The organism is Pseudoalteromonas sp. APC 3355 (assembly GCF_030407615.1).
Taxonomy (GTDB): Bacteria; Pseudomonadota; Gammaproteobacteria; order Enterobacterales; family Alteromonadaceae; genus Pseudoalteromonas; species Pseudoalteromonas distincta.
In genome coordinates this window covers 147,948-160,115 of sequence record NZ_JASDDB010000005.1, presented here as the reverse complement: position 1 = coordinate 160,115, position 12,168 = coordinate 147,948, and the positions used below count along the sequence as shown (strand labels likewise).

General features: G+C 36.2%; 11 protein-coding genes. 2 read left to right on the top strand and 9 right to left on the bottom strand.

The window, feature by feature from the left end:
* The first annotated feature begins 62 nt into the window (after positions 1 to 62).
* The gene (locus QMA08_RS10475) at positions 63 to 1,619 is read left to right on the top strand and encodes a cryptochrome/photolyase family protein (RefSeq protein ID WP_290174478.1); all 1,557 of its coding nucleotides are present in this window, start codon (positions 63 to 65) and stop codon (positions 1,617 to 1,619) included.
* A gap of 60 nt (positions 1,620 to 1,679) precedes the next feature.
* On the opposite strand, the gene QMA08_RS10470 is transcribed toward QMA08_RS10475, so the two are convergent.
* The 9 genes from QMA08_RS10470 to QMA08_RS10430 form a co-directional block, all read right to left on the bottom strand.
* On the bottom strand, positions 1,680 to 2,126 hold the full coding sequence (locus QMA08_RS10470) for an Hsp20 family protein (protein ID WP_024595972.1): 447 nt from the start codon (positions 2,124 to 2,126) through the stop codon (positions 1,680 to 1,682).
* 237 nt (positions 2,127 to 2,363) lie between these two features.
* The gene (locus QMA08_RS10465) at positions 2,364 to 2,894 is read right to left on the bottom strand and encodes a peroxiredoxin-like family protein (protein ID WP_039489283.1); all 531 of its coding nucleotides are present in this window, start codon (positions 2,892 to 2,894) and stop codon (positions 2,364 to 2,366) included.
* A gap of 113 nt (positions 2,895 to 3,007) precedes the next feature.
* Positions 3,008 to 4,405 (bottom strand): sigma-54 dependent transcriptional regulator, encoded by a 1,398-nt coding sequence (locus QMA08_RS10460; protein WP_082007326.1) that lies wholly within the window; start codon positions 4,403 to 4,405, stop codon positions 3,008 to 3,010.
* 9 nt (positions 4,406 to 4,414) lie between these two features.
* A complete protein-coding gene (locus QMA08_RS10455) occupies positions 4,415 to 4,789 on the bottom strand; it encodes an Hpt domain-containing protein (protein ID WP_039489282.1) in 375 nt (124 codons plus the stop codon).
* Between the two features lie 108 nt (positions 4,790 to 4,897).
* Complete coding sequence (locus tag QMA08_RS10450) at positions 4,898 to 5,638, bottom strand: EAL domain-containing protein (RefSeq protein WP_039489281.1); 741 nt, start codon at positions 5,636 to 5,638, stop codon at positions 4,898 to 4,900.
* A gap of 499 nt (positions 5,639 to 6,137) precedes the next feature.
* Positions 6,138 to 6,428, bottom strand: a complete 291-nt coding sequence (locus QMA08_RS10445) for a hypothetical protein (RefSeq protein WP_272451405.1) — start codon at positions 6,426 to 6,428, stop codon at positions 6,138 to 6,140.
* 686 nt (positions 6,429 to 7,114) lie between these two features.
* Complete coding sequence (locus tag QMA08_RS10440) at positions 7,115 to 9,925, bottom strand: PAS domain-containing hybrid sensor histidine kinase/response regulator (protein ID WP_290174477.1); 2,811 nt, start codon at positions 9,923 to 9,925, stop codon at positions 7,115 to 7,117.
* On the bottom strand, positions 9,918 to 10,529 hold the full coding sequence (locus QMA08_RS10435) for an isochorismatase family cysteine hydrolase (protein ID WP_290174476.1): 612 nt from the start codon (positions 10,527 to 10,529) through the stop codon (positions 9,918 to 9,920). Before QMA08_RS10435 ends, QMA08_RS10440 begins: the two co-directional genes overlap by 8 nt.
* 22 nt (positions 10,530 to 10,551) lie before the next feature.
* On the bottom strand, positions 10,552 to 11,589 hold the full coding sequence (locus QMA08_RS10430) for a response regulator (protein WP_290174475.1): 1,038 nt from the start codon (positions 11,587 to 11,589) through the stop codon (positions 10,552 to 10,554).
* A 258-nt stretch (positions 11,590 to 11,847) separates the two neighbouring features.
* Between QMA08_RS10430 and QMA08_RS10425 the strand changes: the two genes are divergently transcribed.
* On the top strand, positions 11,848 to 12,111 hold the full coding sequence (locus QMA08_RS10425; protein WP_024605333.1) for a GrxA family glutaredoxin: 264 nt from the start codon (positions 11,848 to 11,850) through the stop codon (positions 12,109 to 12,111).
* Positions 12,112 to 12,168 lie beyond the last annotated feature (57 nt).

Genomic DNA, 12,168 nt, shown 5'->3' with positions numbered 1-12,168 from the left:
TTGTAAAATATTAAAACGATCGTTTAATTAGCTATGCCCGTATAAAAAAATTTGGCTTTACTATGACCCATCATAAAACACTTAGATTAATACTAGGCGATCAGCTAAACCCATCTCATTCATGGTATAAACAAAAAGACGACGACACGCTTTATCTCATCGCAGAATTAAAACAAGAAACCGACTACGTTAAGCATCACATTCAAAAACTATGTGCTTTTTTTAATGCTATGGAAAACTTTGCGACTGCATTAAAAACGGCAGGTTTTAATGTTTTGCATTTAACTCTTGACGATACCGCTGACGACAAAGATTTAATTGAATTACTCAAGCGAATTGCCGATAAATACCAATGCGAAACTATTGAATATCAATACCCTGATGAGTTTAGGCTTAAGTCTCAATTAGCTAAGTTTAAAAGTGATGGCTCATTTGATGTAATTGCCACAGATACTGAACATTTTTTATTACCGTTCACCGATATAAAAACACGCTTTACAAAAAACAAGCATGTAACAATGGAGCACTTCTATCGTGCTATGCGTAAGCAGTTTAATATATTAGTTGATGATACTAAGCCAACCGGTGGCAAATGGAATTTTGACAGTAATAATCGTAATAAATTTTCCAAAGCTGACTTAGCGTGTATACCAAAACCTAAGCTATTCAATAATGATGTTAAAAACATCATTTCTCGCTTAAATAAGCACAAGATCGTTTACTTTGGCGAAATAGCCGATCAGAGACTAGAGTGGCCAACAACGCGTAAACAAGCTATTGAATCTCTAGAATACTTTTGCGAGCATTTACTTAGTTGCTTTGGTCACTTTCAAGATGCGATGACAGATCAAAGTAAAAATAATACCAGCTTGTACCATAGCCGATTATCGTTTGCCCTGAACGCAAAAATACTCCACCCGTTATATGTAATCAAACGTGTAATAAGAGAATACGAACAAAGACCCAGTGAAATATCCCTCTCGCAAGTAGAGGGCTTTACTAGGCAAATATTAGGTTGGAGGGAATATGTACGTGCCATTTATTGGATTAACATGCCCGACTACGCTGTTAAAAATCAACTACAAGCCAAAAACACACTACCATCTTATTTTTGGAACAGCTCTACAAAAATGAATTGCCTAAGCCACTCATTAAAACAAAGCCTTGAAACCGCTTATGCCCACCATATTCAACGCCTAATGGTTATTGGAAACTTTTGCATGCTTACAGGAATAAACCCTGATGACGTAGATAACTGGTACCTAGGTGTTTATATCGATGCCATAGAGTGGGTAGAGATGCCCAACACCCGAGGAATGAGCCAGTTTGCCGATGATGGAATAATTGCGACTAAACCTTATGCTGCAAGCGGTAACTACATTAATAAGATGAGCGATTATTGCAAAAGCTGTCAGTACGATGTTAAACAAAAAGTAGGTGATAAAGCTTGCCCGTTAAATAGCCTGTACTGGCATTTCATGAATAAACACAGAGACAGGCTAGAAAAGAACCCACGTATTGGTATGGTATATAAAAACTGGGATAAACAAGAAAAAACACTCCAAGAACAAACGCTGCAACAAGCAACCTACTACCTTAATAATTTAGAAGCGCTGTAAACAAAAAAGCCGCCTCGAATGAGGCGGCTAAGTAATCAGGGGAATATGTACTTTAGAAGATTATTTACCTTCTATTAGATTGCTATTACCAATTTCAATTTTACGTGGTTTTAGCGCTTCAGGGATTTCACGTTCTAAGTCAATACTTAGTAAGCCATTGGCTAAATCTGCGCCAAGTACTTTTACATGATCTCCTAACTGGAATTTACGTTCAAAGTTACGCTCAGCAATACCTTGATGAATAAATTTACGCTCTGCGTTTTCATCTTTATTTGCTTTAGTACCTGTAACTTTTAATGTGTTATTTTCTGACTCAATGGTTAATTCGTTATCGCTAAAACCGGCAACGGCCATAGTGATTCTGTATTTGTCTTTATCGAGTGCTTCTATGTTGTAAGGAGGAAAACTTGGCTGCTTATCTGTATTAGCTGCCGCATCCATAAGTGATGCTAAATGTTCGAAGCCGATAAATGAACGATAAAGTGGTGATAAGTCTACTGTACGCATAATAATATCCTCATATTTAAGCGATATTTTGCATGTGCTTTTCTATTGAACAAGCTCAAGCAAAGTTTAATTAATAATATAAATTTCAATTATTTAAGTTTAATTTAGGACCCATCAGGCGTCCTACTTAACTATATATGGACGGTAAAATTGTTTTCAAGAGATTAATTTTAAAAAAATTAAAAATAAATAAAAAAAGGCACTAAAAAGTGCCTTTTGAAACCATGAAAATGAATGTTATTTAATAAATGTGCCTCGGATTGGATAGTCGTTTTCTCTAGAAAACTTAATTCCACCTAGCAGTTGCTCTAAATCAGGACGAACAAATGGGCTATTTGATATATCGACCATTTGAAGCTGATTTTTTTCATTAAGTACAAAAATGCCTGGCTCAGCAAATGGATGATCAGTTTCTGCATCACTGCGAGGCTCGCTGATATGTAGCCCTAAATCGGTCATTTGTTCGATTGTTAAACCATAGTAAATTGGGAAGTTAATATCTATTTTTTCAAGATGTTTATTAAGCTGCTCATGGCTATCACCACTTACCGCAACCACTTCAACACCAGCATCTTTAAAGTCTTTATGAACTTTAGCAAGCTCGTTAAGTTGCGCAGTACATTTAGGGCAGTGCTGGCCTCGATAAACAACAATCATTTTCCAAGGAGAGTCACTTACTCTATCAACTAAATCTACCTTATTCTCATCAACATCACTCACTACTAGTGATGGCATAATATCCGCAGGTTTTAAACTCGTGTTACTCATTGCGATCTCCTTTTACTGTTTCAGATTAAAAGTTAATTTGCTCTTACCCATAGAGCTTAGGGTAACTTTTATTAATTCAACCTGAAAAGTGTAATTAAAAATCGATTATAACTTTAAGACCATCCCTTTATTTTTCTATAAATGGTAGATGCACTAACCCCTAGATAAGCAGCAGCAAGAGGAATATTGTCTTCACAGCTTTTAATTGCATTTTCAATCGCCCTTTTTTCAACTTGCCACAAAGGTTCTATATCGTGAACAGACATAGGCGATAGTTGAACACTCTGCTCGTTTGTATTGTGAACTGACTTAGCAGATATCGAATGCTTAACAGCGCCTAATCCAAATGAGCTTGGTAGCATGTCTTTTTCAATTACATCGCCATCATTAATAACGACGGTGTTTTCAATTACATTTTGTAGTTCGCGAATATTTCCTGGCCAATCGTAATTACAAAAAAGCGCCTTAACTTCATCAGAAAAGCCAGTGAAATGCTTTGCATTACTATCGCTTTTTTGTTTCAAAATATACTCAGCAAGCAGTAATATATCGCCTCCGCGTTCTCTTAAAGGGGGGAGCTTTACGGGGATAACATTTAAACGGTAATATAAATCTTCTCTAAAACGCCCTTCTGCAACCTCTATGATTGGGTTTCTGTTTGTTGCACAGACTAAACGAACATCGCTGTGTAATACTTCACTACTACCCACCTTACTAAAAATGCCTGTTTGTAAAAAGCGTAATAACTTCGCTTGTAAGTTAAGTTCCATTTCACATAATTCATCTAAAAATAAGGTACCGCCGTTGGCCACTTCAACAGCCCCTTTTCGATCGCTTAATGCCCCACTAAACGCACCTTTAACATGACCAAAAAATTCTGATTCAAATAGCTCAGCAGGGATAGCTGCACAGTTTATGGCAATAAATGGTCCTGTATTTCTCGGGCTTGTATCATGAAGGGTTTGTGCGCAAACTTCTTTACCGGTTCCACTTTCACCTGTGATAAATACACACGCTTTACTTCTAGCTGCACTATCAAGTAATCTAAAAACGGTTTTCATTGCCAGTGATTCACCAACAAAATCTTGATTTTTATCCCTGTTTTTAACCAATGGTTGAACTTTAACTTGCTCTTTTGGCGTCAACGCACTTTCTACTGAGCTAATGAGTCGTTGACTTGTGAAAGGTTTTTCTAAAAAATCAAAACCGCCTAAACGCATTGCTTCCACTGCAATATCAATAGAGCTGTTTGAGGTGATCATGACTACATTAGCAGGATTTTTCTGCTTATTTACAAATTGTAATACCTCAAGCCCACTTATATCTGGCAAGCATACGTCTTGTACTATGACCGCTGGCATTTTTTCTTTAATACCTACTAAAGCAGAGTACCCATCTGTAAAGTGTTTGCATTGGAAACCAGCCTGTTCAAGCTGACTTGCATATAAAGCACCACTGGCAATGCTATCTTCAACTATATAAACAAGACCTTTATCGATTATATCTGACACGGCTTTCTCCTAGATAGCTATACTATTACTCATTATTTGATACGCATCTCGGGTTTTATCCAAGTTGTGTTTAATAACAAGCGCTGCGTGCAAGTTTTCTTGTGTAGTTGACGGTGGCGAATCGTGTAATTGTGTTGCTAACGCAGCTAAAGCAGATGCACCATATAAAGCTGCTGAATTTTTTAAGACATGCATTACTTCTTTAATTTTTATAGTATCTTCACTACTAATTGCCGTATCTAATTGGTTAGCCATAGTAACTAATTCATCAATAAATAATTTAATTAAACGAGCTAACACAGTTGTCCCAACATCCTTTTCGAGTTGAGTTAATACATTTAGCTCGGTAATACTTTTATCGACAAACTGCTCTGATATGGGCATAGATAACCTTCGTGTAAGTTAAAACTTCGTACACTAATAAAATGTAAGAGTTGTAGTTTAAGAGTAATTTGTTTTTTGCATTTTGCAAATCAAAATGAATATAAACATTTACAAAGCCCAAGTATCAATACTTTTAGTTAACGTTTGCGGCTTATCTAGCAGGTATCCCTGAGCTATATCGCAACCAAGTTGTTCTAATATTTGTAATTGCTCATTCTCTTCAATACCCTCTGCTACCGTTTGTAAACCCAATCGTTGAGCCATCGCAATAATTGCGCTACATAACGTGAAGTCTTCATTATTAGTTGCAATACCACTTACAAAACTGCGATCAATTTTTAAACCATCAATATCAAATTGACGAAGTAAACCTAAAGAGGCATACCCAGTGCCAAAATCATCAATCCACACCTTTACGCCTTCTTTATGGAAGTTTTCAAACGCCTTAGCTATTTTATCAGGACTATGAATGAGCGCTGTTTCCGTTAATTCGACTTTAATAGCCTGTGGTGGTATTTGGTGCTTTTCTAGCAAAGACATTACTTTTGAAAACACATCACCATCTAAGATTTGTACCGGTGAAATATTTAATGAAACAGCAATATCTGTCATACCAAACTGCCGCATATGTTTTAAATCAGACAAACATTGCTCAAAAATCCAGTCACCTAATTCTAAAATCATTCCCGATTGCTCTACATGAGGGATAAACTCATCAGGGCCAACAATGCCAAAGCGCGGTGATTGGCACCTTACTAGCGACTCAAAGCCGACCAGCTTTCCAGATCCCAATGATACAAGCGGTTGATAAACCATTTTAAAATAATTATTTTGCATTGAATCAGACATGATTCTCTCTAACTCATGCCATCTTGCTAGATTGACTGGTTTTTCCGATTCTAGGTATTTAAACGCACTCATGATTTTGCTCCGGTTTCACTATTAGTGACTTATTATATTAAAGAGCAATTTACAGGCCATTTTAAATACAAAAAAACAGAAATAAAAACCAATATATTCAAGTAGTTAAATTAGAAGATTAAATGACTTTACTTCTCCCATTTCATTCGCATTTTGCAATTCAGTTTGCAATGCAGCTAAATTGGTAAGTGAGCGCTTAATCGAGCTTATAAAACACAGATAAGCCAGTTAATAGATACTGACCAAAGCTAATATTAGCAATTGTATATGAGAAAAGAGAAAGCTTTGATAAAACCCTGTTTAGGTTAAGCACCATCTAAATTTAAGAACATATAAATAATTTTATGGGGAGGGATAAAAAATTAAATTGGTGGTAGGAACATAAAAAAACGCAGGCAACTATATATAGTTACCTGCGCAAAAGTCTCTAGTTTGAAAGAGTGTCGTTATTTTCGTTTTTAGGAGCAGTTACATGTTGTGCATAGTTGGTATTTTGCGAGTCAAACGTATTACTCATCAACTGCGCGTTTTCAACATCAGCTTGTGTAAAAGTAATTGGCTGAATATCTGCCAGCGGTTCAATCGAATCGCTACCTCGTAAAACTGTTATACCTATTACTAAAGTGGCAACAAGCAAAATTGACAAAACCATAATTTCAGGTGTTAGTACCCAATTGTTACCTTTAGGCTGTTGTTTGGCTTTTGTGTTTGTTTGCATATTGCACCCCTTAAATATTTAACTAAATTCGTCTTGATTTGATATTTAATATATAGCGAAAGTCGTGCCAACCAGATAACAACTTTACAAAAAAGTAAAAACCTTACAAAATCATGTCGTTAAAATAAATTAAAGGTATGATTGAGTATTTAAATAAAGTTCATAACATTTTATTTTTATTTTGAATTGCAATTTGCGAATCAAATTAAAAAAACACACTAAAAACACTCATTAATTACTAAAAAATAAATTTAACTTACCCCTAAAATACTAGGTCAATTTTTCCGTTTATCAAGTTTTATGCAACACAAACACACTTTTTATATTGTCTGTTGATCTTTGCGGATTAAAATTCGTTCAAACTACAAGCGGTTTAATCGCGGCGCGAGGTTTATAACCTAGCGGGCTCGGTAACTGCTCCTGCGTTACCCTACTGACTTACATCGATGTAAGACCGAGCAAAGCTTCTGCGTCCTGCTCACGCCCCTAACCTACATCCATGTTGGCAACAAAGAGAAAATAGTCCCTAGGAAGATCCCTTTGGGCAGCGCATGTTTGGCATTAATGCTACGTTATCGCCCATTTATGGAAAATAACCACACTGCATAGGCTCAACTTTGCCTAAATACCAAACACACTGCTACAAATTTAACCCTAAACGTTTAACAAACCCTAGCCTTCATTGCTCAACTCAGCTTTTCCCACACTTGCGCTAAACGAGAGAGCTTTAAATGTTTAGATTCAATAACCTGCTCTGGGGCATATTTATCAAGTAATAAATAAAGTGTCTCACTTACAATTGGCTTAGCTAAATAGTCATTCATCCCCGCGTCTATAAATCGCTCTTTATCACCATGAATCGCATTTGCAGTGAGTGCTATTATGGGGGTGGCTATACCTAACTTTCTGATTGCTTTAGTTGCAGAAATCCCATCGAGTATTGGCATTTGGATATCCATAAAAATAATATCAATTTCACCGCTTTGCGCCTTTATTATTGCCTCTTGACCATCACTAACAATATGCACACGGCAACCTTTTTGCTCTAAAAACTGCCGAATTACAATTTGATTATTCGTATTATCTTCAGCAACCAATACCTTGGTTCCGCTTAACTGAGTTAACCCTAAGGGGCTTTCTAAAGTTTCTTTTTGCTCACGATTGGTAAATATAATATCCAAATGAAACAACTGCTCTTCTAATAAACTAATTGCCCGTAGTACATGCGATACTTTATAAGGGCCATTTAACCTAAGCTCTCTGTCGTTAATATTTTGCGGTAATAAGCTTTTACCTAGCAAATCTAGGATGAGTAAACAAGGTGAATTAAGGGAGTTGTATGTATTTATACGCTCGCGTGTTTGGGCTAACATTTGAGGATCAGTTAGTACAATTGCATCAGGAAAACTATCGTACTTGGGTATATCTGGGCATACTTCGTAGTGTTCAAAAGTGATAGAAAACCGAGTGAGCGTATGCTCCAAGGCTGTTTTTAGAATTTCGTGACTTCCTACTATCCATACTTTTGGCTTTTTACTTCGTGCTGCAAACCCTTCTCTTAAAATTGAGTCAGTTGTGTCTATTTGCAGCGGGTAATTAACTATAAACTCGCTTCCTTTATTAAACTCAGAACTAACCGAAATATCTCCACCTACTACATCACAAATTTGCCTACATATCGCAAGCCCTAAGCCACTCCCACCATGCTTTCGAGTAATTGAATTATCGGATTGAATAAAAGGCATAAACATACTGTCAATTTTATTTTTTGCAATTCCCATACCCGTGTCTTTTACAGATATATAAAGGTTTAAATTATTACCTTCAATATGAGTGCACTTAACAGTAACCGTTATTACACCATGTTGAGTGAACTTAATCGCATTGGCTAATAAATTTATGACTATTTGTCTTATACGGGCATGATCACCAATTACTTGAGCTGGTACATCAGGATAAAAATCAAAAATAACCTCAAGCCCTTTTTGTAAAGCGCTTTGGGAAATTATATCTATTGCTTCTTCAATACACGTATCAATACTAAATGGCTGATTATTTAGTGTTATGGCTTGTGCTTCAAAACGTGAGTACGTTAATACATCGTCCAATACACTTAATAGCGCGTCAGAACTTGTTTTAATCATTTGTGTATAGCGCATTTGTTCAGAAGTTAAACCGGTATGATGCAAAATATCTGCAGATCCAATCACAGCATTTAATGGCGTGCGAATTTCATGACTAATATTTGCCATGAATCGGCTTTTTGACTCCGCTAGGGTTTCTGCCTGATGTTTAGCTTCAAGTAATATTTGCTCGCTTTCAATACGCTCTTGTATATCCACAAGTGTCGCAGCAATTGATGATAAATCACTTTCGTAGCCACCAACAATTGGAGTAAGTGTGATTTCGACCCAGTTATTTATACCTTGTGCATTAATTAAACGTATATCAAAGCGACGTATATCACGCTTACCTTGTTTATAATCAAGTAAAGTACTACTAATTTTTTCTACATCTTCTTTTGCTATAAACTTAATTATAGGTAAGCCAAGGCTCTCATCTACCTTGCTGTGTAGCACTCGCTGCCATGCTTGATTTATAAATAATAGATTACCAAATGTATCAAGGCGTAAAACAATATCAGGGATATTATCAACGACAGAGTGATAATTATATTCTATCTCTGCCATTGCTTGTTCGGCTTTAACTCGCTGCGTAATATTAGTTTCTATAGCGATAAAGTGCTTTACTTGGCCTTCATCATCCCGCACTGGGTTTGCATCAATAGCAACCCAATAAATATTACCGTTTTTATCGTAATTTGTAGTTTCAACTTGAAAAGGAAGTCCATTTTTTACGGCATGAGACATGACCTTACGGCTTTTTTCACATGTTTTTGGCCCTTGCAGTAATTGACCAGGACTGGTGCCTATAACCTCATCACAGGTGTAACCTGTAAGTACTTCAAAACTATTGTTAACCCACTCAATTACGCCAAATTTATCTGTAATTATCACTAAGTTATTTGTATGGCTCGCAACAAGCGATAAGCGTTTTACATATTTTTGCTGTTGTGTAAGCAAAAGTTGTGAGTCTTTATGACGTTGAATGTCGTAGAGTGAACCTATAAAACCGCTTTTTTCATCATAAACTAGCCTCAACTCAAACCAGTTTAAGAGTCCGTGACTATTTTGTATTTGTATTTCTACACTAGGAGTCTGCTTTCCTTCAAGCAAACAACAACTGTATGCAACAAAATGCATAATATCATCGCAATTCATTAACTTAGTAATATTAGAACCGATTAATGAATCGCTTGAGTAACCTAGTTTCTTCTCCCACGCTTCGTTAATATAGGTAAGATTTAAATGTGTATCACACTCAAAAATACATTCATCTAAAATAGCTAATAGCTTTGCTTGACGTCGATTACTATTGGAGAGCTTTTCGACCAATGCATATTGGATTTGCACTTGTAGTTCATCGTTGTTATCCATGCTCTCTCCAATGCTTAATAAAAGTTTTACTATCACAAACTCGCGCATAAAGAGGAAAAACCTCTTCACAGTAAAAAGTTTGTTCAAAAGGAGTGCGACTCGATGTACAGTCACTTAAAATAGTGACGTTAAAACCAAGTTCAACAGCCGTTCGCGCAGTTGAGTCAATACAAATAGAAGTCACCGTACCGGCTAAAATTACATTAGTGACACCATGTTCTTTGAGCTTTTGCGCTAGAGCAGTATGTGTAAAAGCATTTAAACCTCTTTTCCCAGGCACCACTTCTATAACATTGCTAAAAAAATCTAGCTGCTCAATGGTTTGAGCGCCGAACGAACCTGCTTTAAATGCGCCCACATTTGCAATAGCTTTTAATATGCCAATCGGATTTTTAAGCTCACTGTAGTTTTGTGTAAAATGAATGGGTGTATTAACAACTAACGCAAATTGCTCTGCGCAAGCGGCCAATAAAGAGAGTGTATTTTCTACCACGCCAGTAATTCTTGACGACTCTTCAACCACGTCATACAAAATACCTTTTGGTGAAAAGTAATCATTTTGAAAACCAATCAAAATAAGCGCTGTTTTAGAAAAGTCATGCATCATTGCCACCTTATTAACCAATTTAAGACGCTAATTGCCAAGGTTTAATAAACTTTTCGAGCACTGCTTTGGTCACTGGTTTTTGTAAATAGTGCGTAATACCTTTTTCAAATAACTCAGCTATCTGCTCATCCCCTGTTAGCCCAGTTAAAATAACTTTGGGTGTATTATTATTAGGGGTATTTTGACGCACCAATTGCTGTGCGACGTCACTGCCAAACATTCCAGGCATGCGCTCATCTAAGAGCAATAAATCAAATGGTTCATTTTGAGCAAGCGTTAAAGCACTAGCGCCATTTTCTGCACATGTTACTAAGCAGCCCAGCATTTCGAGCATCACTTTTGTTGCAATTTGGCTTGGTAAGCTATCATCCGCCACTAATACAGATAAACGTGTTTGCGTATGAAATGTTGTTAAAATGGTAATGAGATCAGTATCAAAAAATGGCCAACCTAATATTTTTTTAGATAGTTTATTCTCTTGGCTCAGCTCACTGATGTCGCTAATAGTGCATAACTTTATGTGTCTATTTATGCTGTCACCATTTAGTTTATTAGTTAGCGCGTCACCACTAAGGTGACGTAAATCCTCAATCTGTACCGTTTCCTTAAAAGTGCTATTGAATAACTTAAAATTTAAGCCAAAGCGCTCATGGGTATTATCCGATGTTATTAAACAACTTTTAAATAACGCCTCACAATCAGTTAGAACGTCTATATTTTGGCTAATATCAAGTGTCAAACTAACAGACTCTTTTGTTGCTAAAAGCCCATGAAAATCCAGCGTGCTTACTTGCTCAGAATCATCAATCTGGCAATGAAGGCTAACGCCTTGTTTATTTGCTTCTAGGTTAAGTAAAAAGCTCTGCTTTACAGATGCTAGCGCTTGAATCAGAAATTCCTCGCATTGCGCAATCATTTGCTCAAGAGGAATTTGCAAACAAACGTAGTTACATTGCAACTTGTTAATTAAAGTAACTGAAAAATTTCGATTTTGGGTTTCACAATATTTACCGATTACCCCTTGGATAATTTCTAAAACGTGACTATTAATATTCATAAAGTATTCTCGTTAACCCAATGTATACCTCTTAATCATCAAGTTATGTGCCACAAATTAATTCTTGTAAACACACTTGCATTCATATACTTAAGTATTAGATAGACAGCGCTTTAGTTTCTCATTCGCATTTTGCAAATCATATTGCTATGCAATATATGATTTATGGTTTTTATTAGAATGGTGTAATCGATTTTTTTTGCTTTAAATAATTTTTCAATCATTTAAACTGATTTTAATCAAATTGAGGAGAAAGCTATGTTAACTGTAATTTTTGGCCGTGAAGGTTGTCCATATTGTGTTCGTGCAAAAGATGTTGCGCAGCAACTATCAAATGAACGTGATGACTTTAAATTTCGCTACATCGATATAATTAAAGAAGGCATTAGTAAAGCCGACCTTGAAAAGTCAGCTGGTAAACCTTGCCCTACCGTTCCACAAATTTTTGTGGATCAAAATCACATCGGTGGATTTACAGAATTTGAAGCTTACGCAAAAGAAAACCTAGGCTTGTACAAATAAGCGTTGTATTAAATATGTTAACCAGTTTAATAAACCCCAAATTAAACTGGTTAAATT

Bases quoted from the DNA above. Each gene is read 5' to 3' on its own strand.
- QMA08_RS10475 (WP_290174478.1), top strand. From the start codon at position 63: ATGACCCATCATAAAACACTTAGATTAATACTAGGCGATCAGCTAAAC.
- QMA08_RS10470 (WP_024595972.1), bottom strand. From the start codon at position 2,126: ATGCGTACAGTAGACTTATCACCACTTTATCGTTCATTTATCGGCTTC.
- QMA08_RS10465 (WP_039489283.1), bottom strand. From the start codon at position 2,894: ATGAGTAACACGAGTTTAAAACCTGCGGATATTATGCCATCACTAGTA.
- QMA08_RS10455 (WP_039489282.1), bottom strand. From the start codon at position 4,789: ATGCCCATATCAGAGCAGTTTGTCGATAAAAGTATTACCGAGCTAAAT.
- QMA08_RS10450 (WP_039489281.1), bottom strand. From the start codon at position 5,638: ATGTCTGATTCAATGCAAAATAATTATTTTAAAATGGTTTATCAACCG.
- QMA08_RS10445 (WP_272451405.1), bottom strand. From the start codon at position 6,428: ATGCAAACAAACACAAAAGCCAAACAACAGCCTAAAGGTAACAATTGG.
- QMA08_RS10440 (WP_290174477.1), bottom strand. From the start codon at position 9,925: ATGGATAACAACGATGAACTACAAGTGCAAATCCAATATGCATTGGTC.
- QMA08_RS10435 (WP_290174476.1), bottom strand. From the start codon at position 10,529: ATGCATGACTTTTCTAAAACAGCGCTTATTTTGATTGGTTTTCAAAAT.
- QMA08_RS10430 (WP_290174475.1), bottom strand. From the start codon at position 11,589: ATGAATATTAATAGTCACGTTTTAGAAATTATCCAAGGGGTAATCGGT.
- QMA08_RS10425 (WP_024605333.1), top strand. From the start codon at position 11,848: ATGTTAACTGTAATTTTTGGCCGTGAAGGTTGTCCATATTGTGTTCGT.